Genomic DNA, 25,824 nt, shown 5'->3' on the forward strand with positions numbered 1-25,824 from the left:
CTCTCCCCCGTCAGTGGCCGCGCAGGCGGCCGACCTGCTTGAGCGCCCGCTGCGCGTACCCGGCCAGCCGCGGCCTGTTGCGTACGAAGCTGTGCGCCTGGCGCGAGGGCTCGCGGCTCAGCCAGTACAGGACGGCTCCCGCCCCCGGCCGTACCGACGATCCCTCGAAGACCCGCAGCTCGCCGGTCTTCAGCGAGTCCTTGTACTCCGATGCCCCGCGCCCCAGATCGAGCATCCCGATGCCGTCGGCGGCGGCGGACTCGGCCATCCGCAGATGCAGGATCAGACCCGGGGAGTACTTGGCGAACTCCGGGTCGTACGCCGGGAACCAGCAGGACAGCACGGTGCGCGAGCGCAGACCGAAGTGCGCGGCGACCGGCTTGTCCGCGACGTACAGCACGGAGAGCACGCCGGAGCAGCCGGGTGTACGCGTCTCGTGCAGCAGCCGCACCAGGGTGTTGATCCACTCCTTGGCGAAGCGGTCCCTGCGGCCGGTCCTGCGGTACTGCGCGGACTTCCACTCCATGAGCGTGCGCAGCGCGGCCGGGTCGCGTTCGTCGAAGACGAACCGCGTCTCGCCCGCCTGCCGCCCGAGCCTGCGCTCCTTGGCCAGCGTGGTCTTGAGGAACTTGGGCGACTGGGCCCGCAGCACCTCTTCGTACGCGGCGTATCCCGCGCCGACGTCGATGACGGGAGAGGCGAACTCCTCGGCGGCGTCCGGCTGGAACAGTCCTTGACCGGCTTCGAGATTGTCGAATTCCCAGGCGGAGAGCCGACAGGCCCGCAGCAGCTCGCGGGGCGTGATCGTCAGCCCGGGACGCAGGAGGGCGCCCTGGCTGTCGGAGACTCCGAGGCCGATCGCCCGGCCCTGGCCGAGCGGCCCGCGCTCGAACGGGAAGAACCCGGCCTGCTCTCCGTCCTCCCAGAGCACCGCCACCCTGGCCGCGGGCGCCACCCGGCCGACGGCCAGGGTGAACTCGGGCTCCATGAACGGATTGGCGGGCGCACCGCTCTTGGTGCGCAGCTCCCGCCAGGCCTCGATCTCCGCCTCACCCAGCTCGTCCGGTTTCACCACACGAATGCGTACACCGCTCAACGCGACCCCCCGGTCCTCCCCCATGAGCCTGCCCCCGGGACAGGACGGTACCGGCCGAAATCGCCACAGGATAGGGAGCGTCGCCCTTCTTGTGACGGATTCGTGAAGAAGCCGGTATGGGGCGGCGTCAGCAAAGTGACGGGAGTTGCACAACTGTCGTTCAGGCAGGGCCTGTTGATCGTAGGATCTGACTGCTCCCGATCCCCCACGGGAGTTCGGCCTGTCCGGAAAGGGCTCAGTCTCCGTGGTCGTGGTCTGCAAGATCGTCGTATCGAGGTCGTCGTGGTGAGCCCCCCGGTGCTGGCAGGCGGCTGCGTGGCAGCGGCGGTACTGCTGCTCGCCTGGGCGCTCCTGCTGCTGAGGCAGCTGGGGGCGGAGCGCGCGTTACGGGCGCGGGAACAGGCACTCGCCGCCGCCCGGGGCGCGGAGGTGGCGCATCTGGCCTCGGTACGGGTGCCCGCCATCGCCGAACGGATGCGTACAGGACAGCGGCTTGACGGGGTTCCGGGGCCGCTCACCGCCGAGGCAGACACCGGGGAGGAGTTCGCACGCGCCCTGACCGCGGTGGTCGTGGCCCTCGGCTCGGACGAGGCCGTGCGCCGCGAGCGGGCCCTGCGGGACTCGGTGCAGGCGGCTTTCGAGTCCGTGGCCCGCAATATGCACGCGATGGCCACCGTGCAGCAGCAGGTGCTCGACCATGTCGAGCGGTCCATCGACGACTCCCGGCTGATGGGCGAGGTGATGAAGGCCGACCACGCGGCCTCGCAGATGACCCGCAAGGCCCAGACCCTGCTGGTGATGTGCGGCATCTGGCCCGCCCGCCGGGAGACACAGCCGGTCTCGCTCTACGACTGCGTACGCGGCGCCCAGTCCCGGATCGTGGAGTTCGGGCGGATCGAGGTGCACGGCGGGCAGACGCTCTATGTGGTGCCGCCCGCGGTGGAGGGCCTGATGCACGCCATCGCCGAACTGCTGGAGAACGCCACGGTGTTCTCGCCGTCCCGCACCCAGGTCGTCGTCACCATCCGGGAGGTGGGCGCCGGGGCGGTGGTGGAGATCGACGACGCGGGTCTGGGCATGCCGCCGGACGTGCTCCAGCAGGCGACCGGGCAGCTGCGGGAGGAGCTGGATCTGGCCCGCCTGGGGGCTGTGCCCCGGCTCGGGCTCGCCTGTGTCGGGCGGTGGAGCCGGGAGCTCGGCTTCAAGGTGGAGCTGGCGGGCACATCGGCGTACGGGGGGACTCGGGCGGTGACGTTCGTGCCGTACCGGCTGCTGACCGAGCCGCTGTCGCACTTCACGGCCTCGCGCCGGACGCCCGCGGTGACAGCGCCCCCCGGGACCGCGGCCGAGGCGGCCGCCGCATCCGGTTCCGTGGCCCCTGGTTCCGTGGCCACCGGTTCCGTGGCCCCTGGTTCCGGGCCCGACCCGGACGCGCCCGCGCCCGGCGCGCTGCCCCGGCGCCGCAGCCGACGCGGCGCCACCGTGGAGGCCGCGGCCCAGAGCGCCCTGCAGTCACCGCCCCCGGCCCTCGCCCCCGATCCCGCGTCCCCCTGGACCCCGGAGGCCGCTCGCGCGTCGATCGCCAGCGTGGTGTCCGGATCGCGGCGCGGGCGCGCGGCACTGGAGGACGACATCGACGACGTACCCGACGAGCACGACGGAGGCCGCACGTGACCGGGACCATTACGAGACTCCCCGACCTGGGCTGGATGCTGCGCCCGCTGACCGAGATCCCGGGCGTCCGGCATGCCGTCGTCATCTCCGAGGACGGTCTGCGCCTCGGGCACGCATCCGCCGAGAACCTCTCGGGATCCGTCGCCTCCCTGAGCGTCGCCCAGGCCGAGTCGCTCTCCGCGGCCTGCGCCGCGATGACGATGACCGGCCGCTCCACCGCCACGCTGCTGTTCGGCGGCGGCGCCGGGGTGCGCCAGCTGATGCTGGAGTCCGAGCACGGCTTCGTCCTGTTCACGCACGCCGGAGTGGGCGCGCATCTGGGCGTGGCCACCGACACCGAGGCCGATGTCGGCCTGGTGGCCCAGCAGATGCAGCTGCTGGTCGCCAAGATCGGCGCGCACCTGAGCAGTCAGCCACGGGATCCGGTGACACCTTCCTCATGAGGGACCGCCCGGAGGAACGGACCACATCGGCGGTGCGTCCGTATGTCATCACCGGCGGACGCTCGGACACCGGCGGCGAGCCGCTGTCCTGGGAGACGCTGGTGATGGCCACGGACGCCGCCTTCCCCGTGTCCCTCCAGCCGGAACACCACACGATCCTGTCGCACTGTCAGGGGCTGCTGTCGGTCGCCGAGGTGGCGGCCCACCTCGGCCAGCCGCCCTCGGTGGTCCAGGTGCTGCTCTCCGACCTCGTCGAGTGGGGCCTGATCGTGACCCGCCCGCCCATACCGCCGGCCGAACGTGCCGATGTGACCATGCTCAGAAAGGTCCTCCATGGCCTCGAAAGCCGCCTCTGACGCCGTCGGCCGGGCGTCGGGCGCCGAGTCGGGACAGCCGGGAAAGTACGTCACGTCCAGCGTCGCGGGCGCGGCGAAGATCCTGGTCGTGGGCCCGCTCGGGGTCGGCAAGACCACGCTGATCGGTACGGTCTCGGAGATCGAGCCGCTGTCCACCGAGGCGGTGATGACGCAGGCCGGCGCCCGTGTCGACACCGGCGGCGAACGGTCCAAGAGGACCACCACCGTCGCCCTGGACTTCGGCCGGATAACGATCGACGGCGATCTGGTGCTCTATCTGTTCGGAACCCCCGGCCAGCAGCGGTTCCTCCCCGCCTGGCGTGATCTGGCCAAGGGCGCACTGGGGGCGCTGGCCCTGATCGACACCCGCGATCTGTCCGCGTCCTTCGACGCCCTGGGCAATCTGGAGGATCTCGATCTGCCCTTCGCGGTCGCGGTCAACGTCTTCCCCGGCAGCCCGCTCCACCGCGAGGAGGAACTGCGTACGGCCCTCGATCTGCTGCCGAGCACCCCTCTGGTCTCCTGCGACGCGCGTGACGCCCGCTCCTCGGTCCGGGCGCTGATCTCCCTCGTCAGCCATCTCATCCATGCAGCCACGGAGTCCTCATGAGCACGCCGCCTGCCGTTCCGCCGCGTCCGCCCGCCGATCCCCCGCGCTCGCCCGGCGGCCGCTGCCCGGTCGCGACCCCGCTCTACGGACCCGATCTCGACGGCGACGCCATGCCCGCGCTGTACGAGGAACTGCGCCGCGAACACGGCCCGGTGGCCCCCGTGACCATCGCGCCCGGCATCGAGGCATGGCTCGTCCTCGGCCACCGCGAACTGCTCCGGCTGACCCGCGAGGAGCAGGACTTCTCGCACGACCCGCGCCGCTGGACCCTGCTGCGCGAGGGCCGGGTCCCCGCGGACTCGCCGATCCTGCCGATGGTCGGCTGGCGGCCCGCGCTGCTGTTCACCGACGGGCAGCAGCACCGCCGTATGCGGGCCGCCGTGTCCGACGCGCTGGCCAGGATCAACGGGCACGAACTGCGCCGCAGCGTACGCGCCACGGCCGAGCGGCTGATCGCGTCCTTCGTCGAGCGGCGCGAGGCCGATCTGGTGCCGCACTACGCGCGCAAGCTCCCGATGATGGTCATCACCGGGCTGCTCGGCCTGGACGAACGCACCGGCCAGCAGCTGGTGCAGGCGATCGCGGGCATGGTCGCCGCCAACGCGGACTCGGTCAACGCGGGCAAGCGGATGGGCGCGATCCTGCAGGCGCTGATCGAGGAGAAGCGGCAGACACCGGGCAATGACGTCACATCGGCGCTGCTGCACCATCAGGCGCAGCTCACCGACGAAGAGGTCCTGCACAACCTGGTGGTGATGTTCGTGGCGGGGAACCAGACCACCGTGAACTGGATCGCCACCACCCTGCGCATCCTGCTCTGCGACCCGGCCTTCCGGTCCTCGCTGACGGGCGGGCATCTCAGCGTGGACGACGCGCTCGATCTCGTACTGTGGCGCTTCCCGCCCACGCAGAACTTCCCCGCTCGCTACGCCACCCGGGATCTGACCTTCGCCGGCCAGGAGATCCGTGCCGGGGACATGCTGCTCCTCGGCCTGGCGGGGGCCAATCAGGACCCCGGGATCCTGCCCGCCGACGGGCTTCCGGTGATCGGCAACCGTTCGCATCTGGCGTTCGGCGCGGGCCCGCACACCTGCCCGGCGCAGGACCCGGCCCGGCTGATCACCCGTACCGCGGTGGACACGATCCGGCACCGGCTGCCGGATCTGGAGCTTGCGGTGCCGGAGAGCGAGCTGGCGTGGATCAAGTCCCCGTGGAGCAAGGGTCTGGCGGCGCTCCCCGTGCGTTTCACCGACCCGCAACTGCCGCCCGCGCAGCACCCCACCTCCCAGTCAGGAGAGCCCAGTTGACCACCTCACACGAGAGCCCGCACCGGATGGACCCGGCCGGCGGCTGCCCGCACGCGGACAATGCCCGCCTCCTCGCGAAGGGCGCGGTCGCCCCAGTCGTACTCCCCGGTGATGTGGCGGGCATGGCGGTGCTCGGCCACGATGCGCTCAAGGAGTTCCTCGCCCATCCCGATGTCGCCAAGGGGGCCGAGCATTTCCACGCGCTGCGCGACGGGCAGATACCCGACGGCTGGCCGCTGAAGACCTTCGCGACGGTGCAGGGCATGACGACCGCCGACGACGCGGACCACCGGCGGCTGCGCTCGCTGGTGAGCAAGGCGTTCACGGCCCGCCGGGTCGAGGAACTGCGGCCGCGGATCGAGACGGTGACGGCGCAGCTGCTCGACGGCCTGGACGAGGTGGCCCAGGCGGGCGGCGGTGTCGCCGATCTGCGCACGCACTTCGCGCTGCCGCTCCCGATGGGTGTGATCTGCGAACTCCTCGGCGTGGACGCCGAGCACCAGGACCGCTTGCACCATCTGTCGAATCAGGTGGTGAGCACCTCCATCGGCCCCGAGGAGGCGATGGCCGCGAACCGTGAGCTGGTGGCGGTGCTCGGGACGGTCGCGGCGACCCGGACGCAGAACCCGGGCGACGACCTGACCAGTGCGCTGATCGCGGCCCGTGAGGAGGACGGCGACCGGCTCAGCCAGCACGAGCTGATCGGCACCCTGCTGCTGATGATCATCGCCGGACACGAGACGACGCTGAACCTGATCACCAACGCGGTGCGCGCCCTGTGCGCGCACCGGGACCAGCTGGAGCTCGTCCAGTCCGGCAAGGCGGCCTGGTCGGACGTGGTCGAGGAGACGCTGCGCTGGGACAGCCCGGTCAGCTTCTTCCCGTTCCGCTACCCGACCCGGGATCTCACGCTCGACGGCACGGTGATCCCCAAGGGCACGCCGGTGCTTGCCGGTTACTCCGCCGCGGGCCGCGACACGTCGGCGCACGGCCCGGACGCGGACCGCTTCGACATCACCAGGAGCGGCGGCGCCCGGCATCTCTCGCTGGGCCACGGACCGCACTACTGCCTGGGCTCGCCGCTGGCGCGGATGGAGGCGACGATCGCGCTGGAGCAGCTGTTCACGCACTTCCCGGAACTGGATCTGGCGATCCCCGAGGCGGAGTTGCCGCGGCATGCGAGCTTTGTGGGCAACACCGTGCAGGAGCTGCCGGTACGCCCACGGAACTGAGTCGGCTGTTTCGGGGTGGGCGCGTTCTGGGGCGTCAGCGCCCGCCCAGTGCGGCGTCCACCGCCGCCTCCGCGTGCAGCCGGGTCGTCGGGAAGACGGGCACCGGGCTGTCCTTCTCCCCGATCAGCAACTCGATCTCGGTGCACCCGAGTACGACGCCTTCCGCACCGGCCGCGACGAGTTTGCCGATGACGTCCTGGTAGGCGACGCGGGACTCCTCGCGTACGACACCGAGGCACAGCTCCTCGTAGATCACCCGGTGCACGAGGGCGCGCCCTTCGGCGTCCGGCGTGAGCACCTCGATCCCGTGTCCGGCCAGCCGGTCCCGGTAGAAGTCCTGCTCCATGGTGAAGGCCGTCCCGAGCAGCCCGACGCGGCCCAGCCCCTCGGCCCGTACGGCGTCGGCGGTGGCGTCCGCGAGATGCAGCAGTGGCACCGAGACGGCGGCCTCGACCTGGCCCGCCACCTTGTGCATGGTGTTGGTGCAGATCAGCAGCAGATCCGCGCCGGCGGCCTGCAGCCCGCGGGCGGCCCCGGCGAGGATCTCACCGGCACGCTCCCAGTCCCCCGCGACCTGAAGTTCCTCGATCTCGGCGAAGTCGACGGAGTGCAGGATGCAGCGGGCGGAGTGAAGACCGCCAAGCCGTTCCCGTACGAGCACATTGAGCAGCCGGTAGTACTCCGCACTGGATTCCCAGCTCATGCCGCCGATCAGCCCGATGGTCCTCATCGCTCCACTCTGCCACGCCGTGCCGACTGGGCCGTGAGTGAGAAAATAGGGCAAAGACCCTTTCTCGGGGACGCTCCCGTGGGAGGCACCATGATGGCGTCGCAGAACGCAGAACCCGCCCAGCCCGCCCAGCACAGAGACCTGTGGCCAGGGATCGCCGGTCTGGGGGCCGGGGCGCTGCTGATCGCCGGGTACGTGCTGTGGTCGTTCACACCCGACGTCAGCGGGACAGGAGCGATCAGGAGAGTCGTGTTCTGGTACCTGGAGGAGAGCAACCAGGACCAGGCGGAAGCCACGGCGCTGATCCTGCTCGCCGCGGGCCTGCTGTTCCTGTTCTTCCTGGTGGCCCTGTCGAGGCTGGCCGGGAACCGCTCCCACCTGGTGATGGTGGGCGGCACGATCTTCACGGCGTTCCTGCTGGTCGCGGCGCTCGCCGGGAACATGTTCGCGATCACGGTGAAGAACAGCGATGTGTTCCCGGTCGTCCCGGAGACCTCGCTCATCGCGATCCTGCTCCTGGATGTGGCCTACGGCGCGATCATCGCGTCGATGGTCGGTGCGGCGGTGATGCTGTTCGCCGTCTGGCGTGCGGCCCAGGAGACCCATGCGATCCCCGCGTGGCTCGGCTGGTCCGCCTTCGTCGTGGCGGTGCTGTCGCTGGCCGGCCCGTTCAGCGCGTGGTTCACGCCGCTGCTGCTGGCGGCATGGGTGCTGGCCGCGAGCGTGATCCTGATCCTGAACGCGCACGAGGCACGAGGGGAGACGGAGGCCTCGTTGAACCCGCAGCCGCTGCCGCCACAGCCAGAGCCGCCGCAGTAACAGGGATCCCGAAAGGGCCTCCGGCGAATGGCTGCCGCCGGTGCGGCGCGCGAGGTGTGGTCGTAATGCGCACGCCGCGGGAGTCTCTTGTGCAGACATAGTTGGTGGCCCTGAAGTACTGCAGTGATGTGTATCTGAACCCCAGTGGCTGAACGGCTCAGTTGGTACGTTGAGACGGAACTTCGCCGCCCTTTCGGCGGACGCACAGGGACGATGGGGACAACGGGGAAGGTATCCATCCATGGTTCGGGCTGCGCCTGCGTCAGAACTCACGGGGAAGCAGGGACGGGTTGATGAACGTCAGCGGCGCATCGAGGGCAAGAAGAATCAAGACATGGGGCCTCCCTGCAGGTCTGACAATTATCGCGCTGGGCGGCTTGGCGGTCTGGAAGTTCTGGCCCTCCACGGAACCCGCGGTTTCCGTTCCCAGTCGTGTCTGCCAAGGGAAGCTCTCTGGTTCCCTGGTCACCGGCTTGCTGCCAAAGAAAGGGGCTGCCTTCAAGGACTCATCGGGTGTCGAGTTCGGGCAGCCCCCCCCAGCCCGGGGTCATTCCTGAATGTGGACTCTGGGCAGGCGGCCAGGGAATCACGATCCGCTACAGCCAACTCGGCGACAGCGGTCAGGGCATCGCCAAAAAATGGAGAAGCGACAACGAACGGGTGGCGAATCAATCAGGATTCGCTCACATCAAGTTGGGCGAGGCGAGCGGGTTTGCCGGGCCGTACGGGGCGGGGCTCATCATCTCCTGTCCGAAGGGCTCGGATTCTGCTGCGATCCTCACGGTCGACGTTGAATACACAAAGCGTGCTTCAACACCTGACAGCCGCGAAGAATTTGCCCAACTCGCCGTAGAAACACTACGGGTCTCGGCCAAAGACATCGTGAAGTGTCGCGGCGCTGAGAACATTCCGGATGGCCCGCCGCAGATCAGCTGAGGCTCGCCGACGGCAACGGCATTCGCAGCCGGGGCCGCACGGACCAAGCAGCGCTACGAGAGGACATCTCCATGCACCCAGTCATCGCCGTCACCGGAGCCGGCGGACAGATCGGCGGGCGTCTCGCGCGGCGGCTGTCCGAGCGAGGCGTGGGCGCGCGGCTGCTGGGGCGGGATCCGGGGCGGCTGCCGGAGCTTGCCGGGTGCGTCAAGGCGCCACCCGCAGCCTACGGCGACGCGGAGGCCATGCGCCGGGCGCTGGAGGGGGCGACGACACTGTTCCTGGTGTCGGCGCACGAGGCGGCCGACCGGGTGCGTGAGCACATCACCGCCGTCGACGCGGCCGTCGCGGCGGGGATCGAGCGGATCGTGTACGTCTCGTTCCTTGGGGCCGCGCCCGATGCCACGTTCACCTTCGCGCGCGACCACTGGCACACCGAGCAGCACATCCGGGGCACCGGGCTCGCATTCACCTTCCTGCGCGACAACCTCTACCTGGCCGGGCTGCCCGCCATGGCCGGCGCGGACGGGGTCATCCGCGGGCCCGCCGGGGACGGGCGGGTCGGGGCGGTGGCGCACGATGACATCGCCGATGTGGCCGCTGCCGTCCTGCTGGGTGACGGTCACGACGGGGCGACGTACGACATCACCGGGCCCGCCGCGCTCTCCCTCGCGGAGGCCGCGGACGAGCTGAGCCGCGTCACCGGACGCCCCGTCATGTACCGGACGGAGACGCACGAGGAGGCCCTCGCCTCACGGGCGGGTTACGGAGCCGAGGACTGGGAGGTCGCCGGCTGGGTGTCCTCGTACGAGGCGATCGCCGCCGGCGAGATGGCCACCGTCTCCGATGTCGTACCGCGGCTGACCGGGCACCCGGCGAAGAGCTTCGCCGAGTACCTGGCCGACCACCCGAACAGTTACCGGCACCTCTTGCCCTGACGCCACACCTCGGAGACGAGCGGGACGCCGGGGCGGTAGGCCAGGTGCACGTGGCTCGGCGCGTCCAGGAGCGCCAGGTCCGCGCGGGCGCCGGGCGTGATCCGGCCGATGTCCGTACGGCGCAGGGCCGCCGCGCCGCCCGCCGTCGCCGACCAGACCGCCTCGTCGGGGGTCATCCCCATGTCCCGTACGGCCAGCGCGATACAGAACGGGACGGAGGAGGTGAACGACGAGCCCGGGTTGCAGTCCGTCGACAGCGCGACGGTCGCGCCCGCGTCCAGGAGACGGCGGGCGTCCGGCCACTCGGCACGGGTCGAGAACTCCGCGCCGGGGAGGAGGGTGGCGACGGTTGTGCCGTTCGCCAGGGCGTCGACGTCGGCGTCCGTGAGGTGGGTGCAGTGGTCGGCGCTCGCCGCGTCCAGTTCGACTGCCAGCTGCACGCCGGGGCCGTAGCTGAGCTGATTGGCGTGCACGCGGGGGTGCAGGCCCTTGGCCTTGCCCGCCGTGAGGATCGCGCGGGCCTGGTCGCCGTCGAAGGCGCCCTTCTCGCAGAAGACGTCGACCCAACGGGCGTACGGGGCACAGGCGTCGAGCATCTCGCCGGTGACGAGGGCGACATAGGCGGCCGGGTCGTCGGCGTAGTCGGGCGAGACGATGTGGGCGCCGAGGTAGGTGACTTCGTCGGTGTGCTGCGCCGCGATCCGCAGGGCGCGGGCCTCGTCCTCGACGGTGAGCCCGTAGCCGGACTTGGTCTCGAACGTGGTGGTGCCCTGCCGGAGGGCCTCGGCCATGTACTTCGCGACGTTCGCGCTCAGCTCGTCGTCGGAGGCGGCGCGGGTCGCGGCGACGGTGGTACGGATGCCGCCGGCGGAGTAGGCGCGGCCGGACATCCGGGCGTTGAACTCCTGGGTGCGGTCGCCCGCGAAGACGAGATGGGAGTGCGAGTCGACGAAGCCGGGGATCACGGCACGGCCGCCCGCGTCGACGGCCTGGTCGGCCGCGGGCGCGTCGGCGGTGGGACCTACCCAGGCGATGCGGTCGCCGTCGACAACGACGGCGGCGTCGGGGACGAGGCCGAGGGGGGTGCCGTCGCCGAGGGCGGGGTCGTTGGTGACGAGGCTGCCGATGTTGGTGATGGCGGTGGTGGTCATGGGGTCCTCTTCGGGAATTTCAGCCCCGCCGGCGTTTGAGGCGCGGGGGTCCGGGGCGGAGCCCCCGCACGGGGTCTGGGGCGGAGCCCCAGTTCGGGAAGGGGCGGGGTGGGGGCTAGGGCCTGTCGTTCGGATCTTGCCGGGCTCGCGTGCCCTGGCACGCACGCTCGCCGCGTTGTCGTCAGTCGCCGACGCTCCGCGTCGGCTCCCTCCTCCGCCTTGCGATCGCACGCACCGCAGTGACATCAGCCCCTCCGCGGCGGGCCGCTCACTGATCCGGCCTGATCCAACAAACAGGCCCTAGCCGCGCAGCGCCGCGATCGATGAAGCCAAGGCATCCGGGACGTCCGGAACGGAGGCGTGCACGCCGTCCCGGACCACATGACGGCCACCCACAACCGTATGACGGACATCCGCCGCCGTCGCCGCGAACACCGCCGCCTCCGCCGCAAGCCGCGGCACCGGCCCCGCCGTGCGGACCGAGTCCAGCGCCACCGTGGTGAAGTCCGCGAGCGCGCCGGGCTCGATGCTGCCCGCGTCCGGGCGGCCCAGAGCCGCGTGGCCGTCCGCGGTCGCCGCGCGGAGCAGGGCCGCGGCCGTCCAGTGGCCGCGGGTCCGTGTCCGCAGGCGTTCGTCGAGTTCCATCGCGCGGGCCTCTTCGAGGAGGTCGATGACCGCGTGGCTGTCGCTGCCCAGCGAGAGCGGGGAGCCCGCCCGCTGGAGGACCACCGCGGGGCCGATGCCGTCGGCCAGGTCGCGTTCCGTCGTCGGGCACATGCAGGTGCCCGTCGTCGTACCGCCGAGCAGCGCGATGTCCTCGTTCGTCAGATGCGTGTTGTGGACGCCGGTCGTGCGCGGGCCCAGTACGCCGTGGTCGGCGAGGAGGCGCGTCGGCGTGCAGCCGTGGGCCGCCAGGCACGCGTCGTTCTCTGCCGTCTGCTCGGACAGGTGGACGTGGAGGGGCGCGTTCCTGGCCGACGCCCACTCCGCGACGGTCGACAGCTGGTCCGCGGGGACGGCCCGTACGGAGTGGATCGCCGCGCCGATCAGCGCGTGATCGCTGCCCTTGAGCGCGGAGGCCCGCTCGGCCCACGCCTCCGCAGTGCCGTCGGAGAAGCGCAGCTGGTGCTTGTTGGGCGCCTCACCGCTGTGCTTATTCCTGATGGCGGATGACAGGTAGGCCGTGTCCAGCAGCGTGATCCGGATACCGGCGTCCGCCGCCGCCGCGATGAGCGCCTCGCCCATCGCGTTCGGGTCGGCGTACGCGGCTCCCCCGGGCGCGTGGTGCAGATAGTGGAACTCGCCTACCGCCGTGATCCCCGCCAGCGCCATCTCCGCGTACACGGCTCTGGCGAGGGCGAAGTACGACTCGGGCGTCAGCCGCGATGCGACCTGGTACATGACCTCGCGCCAGGTCCAGAAGGTCCCTGAGCCCACCTGAACGGTCCCGCGCAGGGCCCGGTGGAAGGCGTGCGAGTGCGCGTTCGCCAGGCCGGGGATCGTCAGTCCGCGCAGCACGGTCGCGCCCTGCGGCGGGGCCTCGACCCTCTCGCGTACGGCCGTGAACCTGCCGTCCGACACCTCAAGCGCCACGCCCGGCTCCACGTGCGTGTCCAGCCAGGCGTGTTCCGCCCAGTACGTCAGCTGCACGCCAGGCCCTCCAGTACGTCGGCGAGTGCGAGCACACCGGCCACGCAGTCGTCCTCGGTGGCGAACTCCGCCGGTGAATGCGAGACACCGGTGGGGTTCCGTACGAACAGCATGGCGGTCGGGATCGATCCGGACAAAATACCCGCGTCATGGCCCGCACCCGTGCCGAGCACGGGGATGGCGCCGCCGAGGATCTTGTTCATCTCGTCGCGCAGGGCGTGCTCGAACTCGATCACGGGGGTGAACGACTCCCGTACGACCGTCAGGTCCACCCCGTGCCGGTCGGCGTACTCGCGCGCGGCCTGCTCGATCCCGGCGACGACAGTGTCGAGAGATGCCTGGTCAGGGGCGCGCGAGTCCAGCCAGCCGCGGACGAGCGAGGGGATCGCGTTGACGCCGTTCGGCTCGACGGAGATCTTGCCGAAGGTGGCTACGGCGCCCGCGAGTTCGGCCTCGCGGCGGGCGGCGAGGACGGTTTCGGCGTACGTCAGCATCGGGTCGCGGCGGTCGACGAGACGGGTCGTTCCCGCGTGGTTTGCCTCGCCGTGGAAGTCGAACCGCCAGCGGCCGTGCGGCCAGATCGCGGACGCGATGCCGACACGGTCGCCGGACAGGTCGAGCGCCCGGCCCTGTTCGACGTGCAGCTCGACGAACGCGCCGATGCGGGCGAGGCGTTCGGGGTCGGGGCCGATGCGCGAGGGGTCGTACCCGGCCGCCTCCATGGCCTGCGGGAGGGTGATCCCGTCGCCGTCCCGCAGGCGGTGCGCGGCCTCCCGCGTGAGCTGCCCGGAGGCGAGGCGGGATCCGACGCAGGCGAGCCCGAAGCGGGCGCCCTCTTCGTCACCGAAGTTGGTGATGGCGAGGGGGCGGGTGAACTCCGCGCCCCTGCCGCGGAGTTCGTCGAGCGCGGCGAAGGACGAGACGACGCCGAGGGGGCCGTCGAAGGCGCCGCCGTCGGGAACCGAGTCGAGGTGCGAGCCGGTGACGACGGCGTTTCCAGCCGCGGGGTCGCCGAGCCAGGCCCACTGGTTGCCGTTGCGGTCAACCTCGTGGGCGAGGCCGCGTGACTCGGCCTGCGCCTGGAACCAGGCACGGCAGTCGGCGTCGGCGCCGGTCCAGGCGTAGCGGCGGTAGCCGCGGGTGGTGGCGTCCCGCCCAATGGGAGCGAGGTCGCGCCACATCTGGTGGAAGGAGGGGGAGTTCTCCCCCACCCCGCCCCTTCCCGGCTGTGACATTTGCGGCTCCGCCGCATGGGGGGGCTGCGCCACCGGCCCCCCGGGCACGACGGCTTCGCCGCGTGCTCCACTGCCTGCACCGGGCCCGGGCCCGGCCGCGGCCGCGCCGTCGCCCACAGGTTGTGGGCAATCGTTCCGCGGGGCGGAACCGGTGGGCACAACCCGGCCCGCACCCGGCGACGAAGCGTCCGCCCCCGCCGCGGCGTCGCCGCCCGGGGTCCGGTCCTCGGGCGCCGGTTCGGCCGGATTGGGGTCCGACGTCACGCCTGGTCCCCTTCCCGCATCGGGACGCGGACACCACGCTCGTCCGCCACCGACTCCGCGATGTCGTACCCGGCATCGACATGCCGGATGACGCCCATCCCCGGGTCGTTCGTCAGGACGCGGCGGATCTTCTCGCCCGCCAGCTTCGTGCCGTCCGCCACCGAGACCTGGCCCGCGTGGATGGAGCGGCCCATGCCGACGCCGCCGCCGTGGTGGATCGACACCCACGAGGCGCCGGAGGCCACATTCACCATGGCATTCAGCAGCGGCCAGTCCGCGATCGCGTCGGAGCCGTCCAGCATCGCCTCGGTCTCGCGGTACGGGGACGCCACCGAGCCGCAGTCCAGGTGGTCGCGGCCGATCGCCAGCGGGGCCGCCAGCTCACCGCTCGCCACCATGTCGTTGAAGCGCTCGCCCGCCTTGTCCCGCTCGCCGTAACCGAGCCAGCAGATACGCGCCGGCAGGCCCTGGAAGTGGACCCTTTCCCCGGCCATCTTGATCCAGCGGTGCAGGGACTCGTTCTCGGGGAAGAGCTCCAGCATGGCCTTGTCGGTCTTGTGGATGTCCGACGCCTCACCGGAGAGCGCAGCCCAGCGGAACGGGCCCTTGCCCTCGCAGAACAGCGGCCGGATGTAGGCGGGAACGAAGCCGGGGAAGTCGAACGCCCGCTCATAACCGGCCAGTTGGGCCTCGCCACGGATCGAGTTGCCGTAGTCGAAGACCTCCGCGCCCGCGTCCATGAAGCCGACCATCGCCTCCACATGGCGAGCCATCGACTCACGCGCGCGCTGTGTGAAGTCCGCGGGCTTCTCCGCTGCGTACGAGGCCATGTCGTCGAAGTCGACACCCAGCGGCAGGTACGCGAGCGGGTCGTGGGCCGAGGTCTGGTCGGTCACGATGTCGATCGGCGCACCCTCGGTGAGCATCCGCGGCAGCAGCTCCGCCGCATTGCCGAGGAGGCCGATGGAGAGCGGCTTGCGGGCGTCGCGCGCCTCGACGGCCAGCTGGAGCGCGTGCTCCAGGGAGTTCGCGCGGACATCCAGGTAGCGGTGCTCGATACGGCGCTCGATCGCGCGCGGGTCGACGTCGATACAGATCGCGACGCCGTCGTTCATGGTCACGGCGAGCGGCTGCGCGCCGCCCATGCCGCCCAGACCCGCGGTCAGCGTGATCGTCCCGGCCAGCGTGCCGCCGAACTTCTTCGCGGCGACGGCGGCGAAGGTCTCGTAGGTGCCCTGGAGGATGCCCTGCGTGCCGATGTAGATCCAGGACCCGGCCGTCATCTGCCCGTACATGGTGAGGCCGAGGGCCTCGAGGCGCCGGAACTCCTCCCAGTTCGCCCAGTCGCCGACCAGGTTGGAGTTGGCGATGAGCACCCGCGGCGCCCACTCGTGCGTCTGCATCACGCCGACGGGACGGCCGGACTGGACGAGCATCGTCTCGTCCTGCTTCAGCGTCTGCAGCGTGCGCACCATCGCGTCGAAGGAGCGCCAGTCACGCGCGGCCTTGCCCGTGCCGCCGTAGACGACGAGCTTGTCGGGGTGCTCGGCGACCTCGGGGTCGAGGTTGTTCTGGAGCATGCGCAGGGCGGCTTCCTGCTGCCATCCCAGGGCGCTCAGTTCCGTACCGCGCGGTGCCCGTACGGGGCGGGGTCCTGACATGGCAATGCCTCCTCGCGACTGCGACCATCACTGTTGGCTGTTCTATTCACATCCTGCGGGTCTGAATAGTCTTAGTCAACAGCTGCGGTGCGGCCGCCCGGATGATTGGCTGGCACACATGCCTTTCGACCGTCGGGATCAGGCCGTACGAGCAGCGGTGGAGCAGGGTCTTGTCAGCGAGGAGCAGCCCGTCGCGGCCCTCCTCGACGTGACCGGCATCCGGGCGTCCGCCGCAGCGCTGCGGGCCGCCTTCGCCGCCGTCACCGATGCGCCCGTGCTGCACGCCTTCGCCGTGAAGGCCGCGCCTCTCGTCCCCGTACTCGCCCTGCTGCGGGACGAGGACATCGGCGCGGAGGTCGCGAGCCCGGGCGAGCTGGCGCTGGCCAGGACGGCGGGCATACGCCCCGACCGCACGGTCCTCGACTCGCCCGCCAAAACCCCCGCCGAGCTGCGCGAGGCACTGGAACTGGGCATCGCGCTCAACGCCGACAACCCGCAGGAGCTGGCGCGGATCGACGCACTCGTCGGGACCTCGACCGTCAGGTCCCCGCTCGGCCTCCGCGTGAACCCGCAGGTCGGCGGCGGTGCGATCGGAGCCCTGTCCACAGCGACAGCGACCTCGAAGTTCGGTGTCGCGCTGCGCGACGAGGGTGCGCGCGACTGGGTCGTACGCGCCTGTCTCGACCGCCCCTGGCTGACCCGGCTGCACACCCACTCCGGCTCGCAGGGCATGCCGCTCGCCCTCATGACCCGGGCCATCGGCGCGGTGTACGAGCTCGCCGAGGAGATCAACACCGCCGCCGGGCAGCAGCAGATCGACACGATCGACATCGGCGGCGGCCTACCCGTCAACTTCTCTTCCGACGAGCAGACCCCGACCTTCGCCGAGTACGCCCGGCTGCTGAAGGAGCAGGTCCCCGGGCTGCTGGACGGCCGCTACGGGCTGGTCACCGAATTCGGCCGCTCCCTGCTCGCCAAGCACGGCACGGTCCTCGCCCGCGTCGAGTACGCCAAGACCGCCGGCGGCCGCCCCATCGCGGTGACCCACGCGGGTGTGCAGATCGCCACCCGTACCGTCTACGACCCGGCCTCCTGGCCGCTGCGTATCGCCGCGTACGACTCCAAGGGCCGGCCCAAGAGCGGTGCCTCCGTCGTGCAGGACATCGCCGGGCCCGCCTGCTTCGCGGGCGACCTGCTCGCCGAGGCGCGTCCGCTGCCGCTGCTCGAGCAGGGCGATGTGATCGCGGCGCTGGACACGGGCGCGTACTACTTCTCCAACCACTACGGCTACAACAGCCTTCCGCGGCCCGGGATTTACGGCTTCACCAAAGGTCCGGACGACGCTGCGGCGACGCGGTTCGCGACCGTACGGGCCGCGCAGAGCCTGGAGGAGATCGTCGCCGAATCGGGCGGCGCGCAGCCGGACGCGCTGCTCACCCCCTGAGCCCCCACTACTCCACGAACAAGCCCCGCGCCGCCGCCCTCGCGTCGAACTCCTCCAGCCGCGCCTGCGCGTCGGGCAGGTCGTCGCACATCGCCTCGAGCAGCACCCGCCCCAGCAGCATCGGCGCGCACGCCGTGTCGAAGGCCAGGCCGGTACCGACCGCCGCCGGGATCAGCAGGTCGCTGTGGCCTGCGACCGGCGCGAAGGCCGAGTCCGCGACCGTCACCACCTTCAGGCCCGCCGAGCGCGCGTGTGCCAGCGCCTCCACGACCTCCTTCGGGTGCCGCGGGAGGGCGAAGCACAGCAGCGCGCTCGCACCGGCCAGGCGGGCCGCGTCGATCCGGTCGGCGAGCATCGTGCCGCCCTCGTCGAGGAGGCGTACGTCGGGGTGCACCTTAGCCGCGAAGTACGCGAAGCCGCGGGCCTGCGAGGAGGCGGCGCGCAGTCCGAGCACCGGCAACGGCCGGGAGGCGGCGAGAAGTCGGCCCGCGCGCTCGACCGGGGACGGGTCGGCGAGCAGGTCGGCGAGATGGCGCAGATTCTCGATCTCGGCCTGCACCGCCTGCTGGTACTCGTTGTACTCGTCCGGGCCCGTCTCGCTCTCCGCGGGCGCGACCTCCCGCAGATGCTTGCGCAGCGCCGGATAGCCGTCGAAGCCGAGGGCCACGGCGAAGCGGGTGACGGACGGCTGGCTGACCCCGGCGACCTCGGCGAGCTCCACGCTGGACAGGAACTGCACGTCGGCGGCCCGGCGCACCATGCTGTGCGCGATCCGCCGCTGCGTGGGGGTCAGCCGGTGACCCTCGAAGAGCTGCTGCAGTCGCGCCGCCGGGCTGTCGTTCATGCCATCCCCCTCAGCGCCATCACGCCTCCCATCCGCACCTATTCAGTCACAGTGCGCTCTGCATGACCATATGCAGCCGCGAGGATCCGAGCAAGGGGTCACTGACGGGTCAATCCAAGTGGTACGCCGCTCGCACACGGTCAAGACTTCTCGACAGAGAGTCGCGGCCCCTGCGGATCACCGAGACCGGGGCCCCGGCCCCGGCAACCCGTAACTCCCCCACGGAAAGGCAGGCAGGACCGATGAACGACACCAAGGAACAGGCTGAGCTGGTCAAGCAGACCTCTGCGGAGGAGACGAGCCAGACCCCCTGGCAGGCGCCAGGATTCGTGGTCGTCGAGACCGCGCTCGAGGTCACCGCCTACTCGCTCAACTCCCGCTAGCCCGCCGCCATGCTGCTGCACGTGCTCGGCACGGCCGCAGGCGGCGGAACCCCCCAGTGGAACTGCGCGTGCCCCGGATGCTCCGGGGCACGCGCCCATCCGCACCGGCGCCGCCGTCACGCCTCGCTCGCCGTCCAGGCAGGTGAAGGCCGCTGGTACATCGTCAACGCGACACCCGACATCGGCGACCAGATCGAAGCCGAGCCCGGACTCCACCCGGGACCCGGGCTCCGGCAGACACCGGTCGCCGGGCTGGTCCTCACCGACGCCGAACTCGACCACACCCTGGGCATCGCACGGCTGCGGGAGGCGGACGGCCTCGAGGTGCTCGCGACGGCCCCGGTCCGTCAGGCGCTCATGGACCGCCTGCACCTCGGCGCGGTGCTGGGCCCGTACACCTCAGTGACCTGGCGGGAGCTGCCGCTGCGCGGCTCCGAGCCGCTTGACGGTGGCGCGGCCGCCCTGCACATCAGCGCAATCCCGGTGTCCGGCAAGCGCCCTCGGTACGCCGCCGACGCCCCGGACGACGACGCGTGGGTCATCGCGCTGCGTTTGTACGACCCCGCCTCCGGTACATCCGCCGTCTACGCCCCCGCCCTGGCCGCCTGGCCCGATCACCTCCAACAGGCCGCCGCGGAAGCCGATCTCGTCATCGTCGACGGCACCTTCTGGGACGACGAGGAGCCCCGCCGCACCGGCATCTCCTCCCGCACCGCCACTGGCATGGGGCACCTGCCGATCGACGGTCCCGGCGGAACCGCCGAGCTCCTCGCCCCGCTGGATGCCCGCTGCCTCTACACACACCTCAACAACACCAACCCTCTTGTCGACCCGGCGGCACCGCAGCACAAGCGGCTCGCCCGGCTGGGCATCGAGGTGGCGCACGACGGGATGGAGATCGAGCTGTGACCACAGCACTCGCCCCGCTCGCGGAGCTCTGGAGCCCCGCCGAGTTCGAGGCACGTCTGCGCGCGGTGGGGGAGGAGCGGTACCACGACCGCCATGCCTTCAACCTGCGGATGCACAGCGGCGACCTCAGCCCGGCGGAACTCCGCCGCTGGATCGCCAACCGCTTCCACTACCAGCGCCACATCCCCGTCAAGGACGCCCTGATCGCCGCCAAGCTGGACACTCCCGCGCTGCGCCGCATGTGGCTGCGCCGTATCCAGGACCACGACGGGCAGGCAGAGGGTGAGGGCGGCATCGAGCGGTGGCTGCGGCTCGGCGAGGCGGCCGGTGTGGAGCGCGAGACGCTGCTCTCGGCCGACACCGTGCTGCCGGGCGTACGGCTGGCAGTCGACGGTTACGTCAATTTCTGCCGCCTGCGCCCGCCCCTCGAAGCCGTCGCCGCCTCGCTCACCGAACTGTCCGCCCCGGACCTGATGCGCACCCGCATCGACGCCTTCGAACGCCACTACCCGTGGATCGAAGCCGACGGCCTCGCCTACTTCCGCACCCGTGTCTCCCAGGGCCGGCGCGACAGCGCCGAGGCGCTGAACCTCGTCGTGAACTGGGCCCGTACCTGGGACGACCAGGAACGTGCCGTGGCAGCGCTCCGCTTCAAGTGCGACGTCCTGTGGTCGCTGCTCGACGCCGTGGACCGGGCAGGCCGCGAGGAGCAGGCATGAAGGCAGCGACCGGGACCGGCTGGCGGCCCGTACTGTCCCCCGCCATCGTGCTGCGGCACGACCGCGTGCGCGACGCGGACCTGCTCGTCCTTCCCGAACGCGTCGTCGTCCTGACGGGCCGGGCCGCAACGGTCGTCGGCCTGTGCGACGGCACCCGCAGCGTCCGCGGGATCGTCGACGAGCTGGCCGAACGCTTCCCCGGCGCTCCGGTGGCCACCGACGTCCCGTCCTTCCTCGACCGTCTGCTCCAGGAGGGCTGGCTCCAATGACCTCTCCCGCTCCGGCCACCGCGCCCGCCCGCCCCTGGGCCCTGCTGGCCGAACTCACCCATGCCTGCCCGCTCCACTGCCCGTACTGCTCCAACCCGCTGGAGCTGACGCGGCGATCGCGCGAGCTGACCACCGAGCATTGGGCGGACCTGATGCGTCAGGCCGGTGAGTTCGGCGTCGTCCACACCCATCTCTCCGGCGGCGAGCCGCTGTTGCGCCCGGACCTGGAGCAGATCGTCACCGCGGCCGAAGCCGCCGGGATCTACACGCAGCTGGTCACCAGTGGCACCGGCCTCGACGAGGCCCGGCTGACAGAGCTGGCCGGCGCCGGGCTGCGCAGCGTCCAGTTGTCCGTCCAGCATGCCGATCCGCGCACGTCCGACCGGATCGCCGGTCGCACGTCCTTCGCCGCGAAGGAGCGGGCGGCGGCGCTCGTACGGGACATGGGACTCCCCCTCGGTCTCAACGTCGTCCTGCACCGCGAGAACCTCGACGCCATCGACGCCATCGTGGAACTGGGCCTGGCCTGGGGCGTGGACCGCATCGAGCTGGCCAACACCCAGTTCTACGGCTGGGGTCTGCTCAACCGCGCCGCGCTGCTCCCCACCCGGGACCAGCTGTCCCGCGCGCGGGACGCCGTCGAACGGTGGCGTGAGCGATTCTCCCCCGGCCCCGGCCCCGGCGACAGAGCGGGGCAGCCAGGGCGGCCCGACCTGGTCTGGGTCGTCCCCGACTACTTCGACGGCGTCGCGAAGCCGTGCATGGGCGGGTGGGGAGCGGTCTCGCTCACCGTCACCCCGGACGGCACAGTCCTGCCCTGCCCGGCCGCGGCCTCCCTGCCGGACCTGGACCCGCCGAACATTCGCGACCACCCACTGGCATGGATCTGGGACCACTCCAGGGCCTTCACCCGCTACCGCGGCACCGACTGGATGGCCGACCCCTGCCGCAGCTGTTCCCGCCGCGACGAGGACTTCGGCGGGTGCCGCTGCCAGGCGTACGCACTCACCGGTGACGCCGCCCGTACGGATCCGGCGTGCGGACTGTCCCCGGACCACGGCATCGTCAGGGCGCTGGCCGACGACAGCGTGGCCGGGACGCAGACGCCCCCGTTCGTGTACCGAAGCCCCGGGGCGCTCATGCCGGCTCGCTCATCAGGTCCGTGAACCGGTCGAGCAGCGCGGCCGCCGCCGTCACATCATCGGTGAGCGGCCGGTCGGCGAATTCCTCGTCGAGGACCGACTCGGCCAGCTCGAAGGCCCTGCCCACCGGGAGTCCGGGATCGGGCCGCAGTCCGCGCTGACGCAACGCCCGTACGGCGGCGACAAGTTCACAGCCGACGACGAGCCGGTACGCCCCTGACGCCCGCAGCGTCTGACGCGCCGCCAGCGAGGCGAAGCTGGCCTGCTCCTCGACGCCACGGGACAGGACCGCATGGCCGAGCGAGGCGGGGGCGGAGAAGGCCCGCAGATCGCCGAGCGCCGCGCCCGCCGCGTATTCGAGGATCATCACGCCGGAGCTGGCCGCCTCCGCGTCCGCGAGGAAGGGCCGCAGCCGGGTGAAGGCGGGCTCGTTCAGGGCGGAGAGCCGGGAGGTGGACAGCCGGGCGGTCTGGGTGATCGCAAGCCTGAAGTGGTCCAGGTCCAGGGCGAGTTGGGCCATGTAGAAGCCACCGTGGTGGTACGCGGCCGGTGCTGGATCAAACACGGTGGAGGGGCGGATCAGAGGGTTCTCGGCGGCCGCGTTGATCTCGACGGCCAGGGTCCGCTCCAGCGCGTCCGCCGCGTCCTGCGCGGGCCCGTGGATCTGCGGCAGACAGCGGAAGCCGTACGGGTCCTGGATGCGGCCGAGCGGGGGGGTCGGCCGCTCGGGCGCGCCGAGGAGCCGGCGCATCCTGGCCGCGACGGCGTATGTGCCGGGGTGCGGGCGGGCCGCGTGCACGGGTTCCGCGTACGCCTCGTAGGAGCCGTCGACCGCGAGGAGCGAGAGCGCGCCGACCAGCTCGGTGGCCGAGACGAGCGCGCGCAGCTCGTCCAGGGCGAGCGCGGCCTGCCCGAGAGTGAGGGCGTTGGAGCTGATCAGGGCGAGGGCGTCGTTGTTGTCGAGGGCCTGGGCCTCGGGGGCCGGGCCGCCCTCCCAGGGGTGTTCACCGGCGAGCGCGAGGCCCATCTGGGCCAGGGCGGCGATGTCGCCGGTGCCGACCGAGCCGAATTCGTTGACCACCGGATGGGCGCCGCTCTCCAGCGCCTCGCAGAGCGCGGTGACGACTCCCGGGCGCAGGCCGGCGCCGCCCGCGAGCAGCTGGTTGGCGCGGACGGCGAGCATGGCGCGGACCTCGCGTGCGGGCAGCGGATCGCCGATCGCTCCGGCGTGCGAACGCAGCAGGCGGAGACCGTGGTCCGCGGCCGACTCGGTGGGCACGTCCTCGTTCCGGTTGGCGCCGACGCCGGTGGAGCGGCCGTAGACGCGCCCTGACGCGGCGAGCTCGCGCGCGACGTCCCAGGCGACCTCGACGCGCTTCATCGCTTCGGATCCGGGCACGGGTCGGGCCGCGCCGTCGGCCAGCCGGACGATGTCCGCGACCGGGAGGCTCTGTCCGTCGAGGACCACGATGCCGGTGGGTGAGTCCACCATGTGGGACGACATCACGCGTAAACCCCTCCTTTTCGGACGGTTCGTCTTGCCTTCCGAGCATCCGTAACCAGCGATTTACCCCGGGGCATTGACAACCTATTCAGATACCGAGAACTCTGCATGACTATATGCAGGCCGGGCAAGGGACCACTGATGATCAAATTCGAAGCAGTGAACAAGCGATTCCCCAACGGCACAACCGCAGTGAACGACCTCAACCTGGAGATGGCCGACGGCGGTATCACCGTCCTCGTCGGCTCCTCCGGATGCGGTAAGACCACCACCCTCCGCATGATCAACCGGATGGTCGAGCCGACCTCCGGCACGATCCACGTGGGCGGCAAGGACGTCCTCACCCAGGACGCGGCGGAGCTGCGCCGCTCCATCGGATACGTCATCCAGCAGTCCGGCCTGTTCCCGCACCGCACGGTCCTCGACAACATCGCGACCGTGCCGCTGCTCCTCGGCTGGGGCCGCAAGAAGGCGCGGGCACGGGCGGCCGAGCTGCTCGAGACGGTCGGCCTGCAGGCCGACGCGGGCAGGCGCTACCCGCACCAGCTCTCCGGCGGCCAGCAGCAGCGCGTCGGGGTGGCCCGCGCGCTGGCGGCAGACCCGCCGGTACTGCTGATGGACGAGCCGTTCGGCGCGGTCGACCCGGTGGTGCGCACCCAGCTCCAGGACGAACTGCTGCGCCTTCAGCAGGAGTTGGGCAAGACGATCGTCTTCGTCACGCACGACATCGACGAGGCGGTCAGGCTGGGCGACCGGATAGCCGTGTTCCGCACGGGCGGCCATCTCGTCCAGTGCGCGTCCCCGGCCGAACTGCTGGCCCGCCCTGCGGACGACTTCGTGGCGGACTTCCTCGGCGCGGAGCGCGGGCTGAAACTGCTGTCGCTGTCGACCCTGGCGGACGTTCCGCAGGGCCCCGCGCCCGAAGGCGGCCGCTGGGAACTGGCCCTGGACGAGGCGCGCGCCCCGCTCGGCTGGCGCGACAAGGAAGCGGACGCCTCCGGCGACCTGCTCCCCGTACGGCCGCTGCGCGACAGCGACTCGCTGCTCTCGGCGCTGAACGAGTCCGTCGCATCGCCCGCCGGCCTGGTCGCCCGGGTCGACGCGGCGGGCGTCCTGACGGGCGTCACCTCGCGCGAGGACATCCACGAGCACGCGGGCACCGCACACGCCGCCGCGCGGGTGGTCGCATGACCATCGAATGGTCGTGGATATCCGACCACGCCGACGATCTCACCACCCTCAGCCTCTCCCACCTCCAAGCCGCCCTGACCGCCGTCCTGTTCGGGCTGCTGATCTCGCTGCCCCTGGCCGTCGTCGCGCACCGGGTCCGCCCCCTGCGCGGGTTCCTCCTCGGGCTCTCGAACGTCCTGTTCACCATCCCCTCCATCGCCGTGTTCGTGCTACTCCTCCCGGTCTCCGGGCTGACCCGCACCACCACCGTCATCGGCCTGACGATCTACACGCTCGTCGTCCTGCTCCGGAACACCGTCGAGGGCCTCGACTCCGTACCGGCCAGGACCAAGGAGGCCGCGAAGGCGATGGGCACGCGCCCCCTGCGCACCCTGCTCACCGTCGAGCTGCCTCTCGCACTGCCCGTGATCATGGCGGGCGTACGGATCGCCACCGTCATGTCGATCTCGCTCGTCTCCGTCGCCACATACATCGGCGACGGCGGACTCGGCCAGCTCTTCACCGACGGCTTCCAGCGCAACTTCCCCACCCCCGTGGTCGTGGGCGTCGTCCTCACCCTCCTTCTCGCACTGATCGCGGACGCGCTGCTGGTCGCCGTGCAATACGTCCTCACCCCCTGGACCAGGAAGGGCAAGGACTGAGATGTACGAGCTCTTCAAGAACCTCGGCTCCTGGCTGAGCAGCGGCGAACAGTGGTCCGGCAGCGACGGGATCGCCCACCGGCTCACCGAGCACCTCCAGTACTCGCTGCTCGCGACCCTGATCGCCGCCGTGATCGCACTGCCCGTCGGCCTGCTCATCGGCCACACCGGCCGCGGCGCCTTCCTCGCCATCAACCTCTCCTCCTTCGGGCGCGCGCTGCCCACCGTCGGTCTCGTCGTCCTGGTGTTCCTCGCCAGCGGCCTGTCGATGACCCCGGTGTACGTCGCGCTGGTCGCCCTCGCCGTCCCCTCGATCGTCACCAACACCTACGCGGGCATGACCGCCGTCGACCCCGAGGTGAAGGACGCCGCCCGCGGCCAGGGCATGCGCGGCCACCAGGTCCTGCTCCAGGTCGAGATCCCGCTCGCGCTGCCGCTGATCATGACCGGGCTGCGGCTCGCCCTGATCCAGGTCGTGGCGACGGCCACCATCGCCGCGTACGTCAGCTTCGGCGGTCTGGGCCGGTACGTCTTCGACGGCCTCGCCCAGCGCGACCTCGTCCAGGTCCTGGGCGGCGCCGTCCTCGTCGCGGTCGTCGCCGTCGTACTCGACCTCGGCCTCGCCGCCCTCCAGCGCGTCCTGTTCCGACACCGCCGTACAGCCTGAGGAGCCTCA

At 71.3% G+C, this 25,824-nt stretch carries 26 protein-coding genes; 18 read left to right on the forward strand and 8 right to left on the reverse strand.

What is annotated here, in order from left to right; genetic code table 11:
- Positions 1–10: 10 nt before the first annotated feature.
- Positions 11–1,120: a GNAT family N-acetyltransferase gene (locus tag ABZS64_RS02355; RefSeq protein WP_355822223.1), complete on the reverse strand. Its 1,110-nt coding sequence runs from the start codon at positions 1,118–1,120 to the stop codon at positions 11–13.
- Positions 1,121–1,381: 261 nt separating this feature from the next.
- On the opposite strand from ABZS64_RS02355, the gene ABZS64_RS02360 reads away from it, so the two are divergent.
- The 6 genes from ABZS64_RS02360 to ABZS64_RS02385 all read left to right on the forward strand — a co-directional run bounded on the left by ABZS64_RS02360 (position 1,382) and on the right by ABZS64_RS02385 (position 6,718).
- Complete coding sequence (locus tag ABZS64_RS02360; protein ID WP_355822763.1) at positions 1,382–2,770, forward strand: ATP-binding protein; 1,389 nt, start codon at positions 1,382–1,384, stop codon at positions 2,768–2,770.
- Entirely contained in the window at positions 2,767–3,213 is a 447-nt protein-coding gene (locus tag ABZS64_RS02365; RefSeq protein WP_355822225.1) for a roadblock/LC7 domain-containing protein, read from the forward strand. Before ABZS64_RS02360 ends, ABZS64_RS02365 begins: the two co-directional genes overlap by 4 nt.
- On the forward strand, positions 3,210–3,569 hold the full coding sequence (locus ABZS64_RS02370; RefSeq protein ID WP_355822226.1) for a DUF742 domain-containing protein: 360 nt from the start codon (positions 3,210–3,212) through the stop codon (positions 3,567–3,569). Before ABZS64_RS02365 ends, ABZS64_RS02370 begins: the two co-directional genes overlap by 4 nt.
- Positions 3,547–4,179 (forward strand): ATP/GTP-binding protein, encoded by a 633-nt coding sequence (locus ABZS64_RS02375; RefSeq protein WP_355822227.1) that lies wholly within the window; start codon positions 3,547–3,549, stop codon positions 4,177–4,179. The genes ABZS64_RS02370 and ABZS64_RS02375 overlap by 23 nt, the downstream gene beginning before the upstream one ends.
- A 110-nt stretch (positions 4,180–4,289) precedes the next feature.
- On the forward strand, positions 4,290–5,486 hold the full coding sequence (locus tag ABZS64_RS02380) for a cytochrome P450 (protein WP_355822765.1): 1,197 nt from the start codon (positions 4,290–4,292) through the stop codon (positions 5,484–5,486).
- 26 nt (positions 5,487–5,512) lie between these two features.
- Complete coding sequence (locus ABZS64_RS02385; protein WP_355822767.1) at positions 5,513–6,718, forward strand: cytochrome P450; 1,206 nt, start codon at positions 5,513–5,515, stop codon at positions 6,716–6,718.
- 34 nt (positions 6,719–6,752) lie between these two features.
- Here ABZS64_RS02385 and ABZS64_RS02390 read toward each other — a convergent pair whose 3' ends face one another.
- Positions 6,753–7,448, reverse strand: coding sequence for an aspartate/glutamate racemase family protein (locus tag ABZS64_RS02390; RefSeq protein WP_355822228.1), 696 nt, complete (start codon positions 7,446–7,448; stop codon positions 6,753–6,755).
- A gap of 90 nt (positions 7,449–7,538) precedes the next feature.
- Here ABZS64_RS02390 and ABZS64_RS02395 point away from each other — a divergent pair, with 90 nt between their 5' ends.
- From ABZS64_RS02395 to ABZS64_RS02405, 3 genes are all read left to right on the forward strand, one after another.
- Positions 7,539–8,267 carry a hypothetical protein gene (locus ABZS64_RS02395; RefSeq protein WP_355822230.1) on the forward strand — a complete coding sequence of 243 codons (729 nt, stop codon included), beginning with the start codon at positions 7,539–7,541 and terminating at the stop codon, positions 8,265–8,267.
- Between the two features lie 513 nt (positions 8,268–8,780).
- A complete protein-coding gene (locus ABZS64_RS02400) occupies positions 8,781–9,203 on the forward strand; it encodes a hypothetical protein (protein ID WP_355822232.1) in 423 nt (140 codons plus the stop codon).
- A 71-nt stretch (positions 9,204–9,274) separates the two neighbouring features.
- Positions 9,275–10,141, forward strand: coding sequence for an SDR family oxidoreductase (locus ABZS64_RS02405; RefSeq protein WP_355822234.1), 867 nt, complete (start codon positions 9,275–9,277; stop codon positions 10,139–10,141).
- Here the strand turns inward: ABZS64_RS02405 and hutI are convergent.
- The 4 genes from hutI to hutU all read right to left on the reverse strand — a co-directional run bounded on the left by hutI (position 10,120) and on the right by hutU (position 16,102).
- Positions 10,120–11,292: an imidazolonepropionase gene (gene hutI / locus ABZS64_RS02410; protein ID WP_355822236.1), complete on the reverse strand. Its 1,173-nt coding sequence runs from the start codon at positions 11,290–11,292 to the stop codon at positions 10,120–10,122. The two genes, ABZS64_RS02405 and hutI, sit on opposite strands and share 22 nt — an antisense overlap.
- Positions 11,293–11,592: 300 nt before the next feature.
- A complete protein-coding gene (locus ABZS64_RS02415) occupies positions 11,593–12,942 on the reverse strand; it encodes a formimidoylglutamate deiminase (protein ID WP_355822238.1) in 1,350 nt (449 codons plus the stop codon).
- A complete protein-coding gene (locus ABZS64_RS02420; RefSeq protein WP_355822240.1) occupies positions 12,933–14,177 on the reverse strand; it encodes an allantoate amidohydrolase in 1,245 nt (414 codons plus the stop codon). Before ABZS64_RS02420 ends, ABZS64_RS02415 begins: the two co-directional genes overlap by 10 nt.
- 260 nt (positions 14,178–14,437) lie before the next feature.
- The gene (gene hutU / locus ABZS64_RS02425; protein WP_355822242.1) at positions 14,438–16,102 is read right to left on the reverse strand and encodes a urocanate hydratase; all 1,665 of its coding nucleotides are present in this window, start codon (positions 16,100–16,102) and stop codon (positions 14,438–14,440) included.
- Between the two features lie 118 nt (positions 16,103–16,220).
- On the opposite strand from hutU, the gene ABZS64_RS02430 reads away from it, so the two are divergent.
- Entirely contained in the window at positions 16,221–17,546 is a 1,326-nt protein-coding gene (locus ABZS64_RS02430) for a diaminopimelate decarboxylase (RefSeq protein WP_355822244.1), read from the forward strand.
- 7 nt (positions 17,547–17,553) lie between these two features.
- On the opposite strand, the gene ABZS64_RS02435 is transcribed toward ABZS64_RS02430, so the two are convergent.
- Positions 17,554–18,390, reverse strand: coding sequence for a MurR/RpiR family transcriptional regulator (locus tag ABZS64_RS02435; RefSeq protein WP_355822246.1), 837 nt, complete (start codon positions 18,388–18,390; stop codon positions 17,554–17,556).
- 242 nt (positions 18,391–18,632) lie between these two features.
- Between ABZS64_RS02435 and pqqA the strand changes: the two genes are divergently transcribed.
- From pqqA to pqqE, 5 genes are read left to right on the forward strand one after another with little or no spacing between them, the layout of a single operon-like run.
- Positions 18,633–18,773 carry a pyrroloquinoline quinone precursor peptide PqqA gene (gene pqqA / locus ABZS64_RS02440; protein ID WP_355822248.1) on the forward strand — a complete coding sequence of 47 codons (141 nt, stop codon included), beginning with the start codon at positions 18,633–18,635 and terminating at the stop codon, positions 18,771–18,773.
- 9 nt (positions 18,774–18,782) lie between these two features.
- Entirely contained in the window at positions 18,783–19,682 is a 900-nt protein-coding gene (pqqB, locus tag ABZS64_RS02445; RefSeq protein WP_355822250.1) for a pyrroloquinoline quinone biosynthesis protein PqqB, read from the forward strand.
- Complete coding sequence (pqqC, locus tag ABZS64_RS02450) at positions 19,679–20,401, forward strand: pyrroloquinoline-quinone synthase PqqC (protein WP_355822252.1); 723 nt, start codon at positions 19,679–19,681, stop codon at positions 20,399–20,401. Before pqqB ends, pqqC begins: the two co-directional genes overlap by 4 nt.
- Positions 20,398–20,670: a pyrroloquinoline quinone biosynthesis peptide chaperone PqqD gene (gene pqqD / locus ABZS64_RS02455; RefSeq protein WP_355822254.1), complete on the forward strand. Its 273-nt coding sequence runs from the start codon at positions 20,398–20,400 to the stop codon at positions 20,668–20,670. The genes pqqC and pqqD overlap by 4 nt, the downstream gene beginning before the upstream one ends.
- The gene (pqqE, locus tag ABZS64_RS02460) at positions 20,667–21,836 is read left to right on the forward strand and encodes a pyrroloquinoline quinone biosynthesis protein PqqE (protein ID WP_355822256.1); all 1,170 of its coding nucleotides are present in this window, start codon (positions 20,667–20,669) and stop codon (positions 21,834–21,836) included. Before pqqD ends, pqqE begins: the two co-directional genes overlap by 4 nt.
- On the opposite strand, the gene ABZS64_RS02465 is transcribed toward pqqE, so the two are convergent.
- Positions 21,808–23,316 (reverse strand): aromatic amino acid ammonia-lyase, encoded by a 1,509-nt coding sequence (locus tag ABZS64_RS02465; RefSeq protein ID WP_355822769.1) that lies wholly within the window; start codon positions 23,314–23,316, stop codon positions 21,808–21,810. The genes pqqE and ABZS64_RS02465 overlap by 29 nt on opposite strands.
- A 141-nt stretch (positions 23,317–23,457) precedes the next feature.
- On the opposite strand from ABZS64_RS02465, the gene ABZS64_RS02470 reads away from it, so the two are divergent.
- From ABZS64_RS02470 to ABZS64_RS02480, 3 genes are read left to right on the forward strand one after another with little or no spacing between them, the layout of a single operon-like run.
- A complete protein-coding gene (locus ABZS64_RS02470) occupies positions 23,458–24,507 on the forward strand; it encodes an ABC transporter ATP-binding protein (RefSeq protein WP_355822258.1) in 1,050 nt (349 codons plus the stop codon).
- Positions 24,504–25,148, forward strand: a complete 645-nt coding sequence (locus ABZS64_RS02475) for an ABC transporter permease (RefSeq protein ID WP_355822260.1) — start codon at positions 24,504–24,506, stop codon at positions 25,146–25,148. The genes ABZS64_RS02470 and ABZS64_RS02475 overlap by 4 nt, the downstream gene beginning before the upstream one ends.
- 1 nt (position 25,149) lies before the next feature.
- Complete coding sequence (locus ABZS64_RS02480) at positions 25,150–25,815, forward strand: ABC transporter permease (RefSeq protein ID WP_355822262.1); 666 nt, start codon at positions 25,150–25,152, stop codon at positions 25,813–25,815.
- Positions 25,816–25,824 lie beyond the last annotated feature (9 nt).

The organism is Streptomyces sp. NPDC005408, from assembly GCF_040606445.1.
GTDB lineage: Bacteria > Actinomycetota > Actinomycetes > Streptomycetales > Streptomycetaceae > Streptomyces.

Coding starts and splice junctions, on each gene's coding strand:
- ABZS64_RS02355 (WP_355822223.1), bottom strand. CDS start 1,120: ATGGGGGAGGACCGGGGGGTCGCGTTGAGCGGTGTACGCATTCGTGTG.
- ABZS64_RS02370 (WP_355822226.1), top strand. CDS start 3,210: ATGAGGGACCGCCCGGAGGAACGGACCACATCGGCGGTGCGTCCGTAT.
- ABZS64_RS02375 (WP_355822227.1), top strand. CDS start 3,547: ATGGCCTCGAAAGCCGCCTCTGACGCCGTCGGCCGGGCGTCGGGCGCC.
- ABZS64_RS02380 (WP_355822765.1), top strand. CDS start 4,290: ATGCCCGCGCTGTACGAGGAACTGCGCCGCGAACACGGCCCGGTGGCC.
- ABZS64_RS02385 (WP_355822767.1), top strand. CDS start 5,513: ATGGACCCGGCCGGCGGCTGCCCGCACGCGGACAATGCCCGCCTCCTC.
- ABZS64_RS02390 (WP_355822228.1), bottom strand. CDS start 7,448: ATGAGGACCATCGGGCTGATCGGCGGCATGAGCTGGGAATCCAGTGCG.
- ABZS64_RS02395 (WP_355822230.1), top strand. CDS start 7,539: ATGATGGCGTCGCAGAACGCAGAACCCGCCCAGCCCGCCCAGCACAGA.
- ABZS64_RS02405 (WP_355822234.1), top strand. CDS start 9,275: ATGCACCCAGTCATCGCCGTCACCGGAGCCGGCGGACAGATCGGCGGG.
- hutI (WP_355822236.1), bottom strand. CDS start 11,292: ATGACCACCACCGCCATCACCAACATCGGCAGCCTCGTCACCAACGAC.
- ABZS64_RS02420 (WP_355822240.1), bottom strand. CDS start 14,177: ATGTCACAGCCGGGAAGGGGCGGGGTGGGGGAGAACTCCCCCTCCTTC.
- hutU (WP_355822242.1), bottom strand. CDS start 16,102: ATGTCAGGACCCCGCCCCGTACGGGCACCGCGCGGTACGGAACTGAGC.
- ABZS64_RS02430 (WP_355822244.1), top strand. CDS start 16,221: ATGCCTTTCGACCGTCGGGATCAGGCCGTACGAGCAGCGGTGGAGCAG.
- ABZS64_RS02435 (WP_355822246.1), bottom strand. CDS start 18,390: ATGAACGACAGCCCGGCGGCGCGACTGCAGCAGCTCTTCGAGGGTCAC.
- pqqA (WP_355822248.1), top strand. CDS start 18,633: ATGAACGACACCAAGGAACAGGCTGAGCTGGTCAAGCAGACCTCTGCG.
- pqqB (WP_355822250.1), top strand. CDS start 18,783: ATGCTGCTGCACGTGCTCGGCACGGCCGCAGGCGGCGGAACCCCCCAG.
- pqqD (WP_355822254.1), top strand. CDS start 20,398: ATGAAGGCAGCGACCGGGACCGGCTGGCGGCCCGTACTGTCCCCCGCC.
- pqqE (WP_355822256.1), top strand. CDS start 20,667: ATGACCTCTCCCGCTCCGGCCACCGCGCCCGCCCGCCCCTGGGCCCTG.
- ABZS64_RS02465 (WP_355822769.1), bottom strand. CDS start 23,316: ATGTCGTCCCACATGGTGGACTCACCCACCGGCATCGTGGTCCTCGAC.
- ABZS64_RS02470 (WP_355822258.1), top strand. CDS start 23,458: ATGATCAAATTCGAAGCAGTGAACAAGCGATTCCCCAACGGCACAACC.
- ABZS64_RS02475 (WP_355822260.1), top strand. CDS start 24,504: ATGACCATCGAATGGTCGTGGATATCCGACCACGCCGACGATCTCACC.
- ABZS64_RS02480 (WP_355822262.1), top strand. CDS start 25,150: ATGTACGAGCTCTTCAAGAACCTCGGCTCCTGGCTGAGCAGCGGCGAA.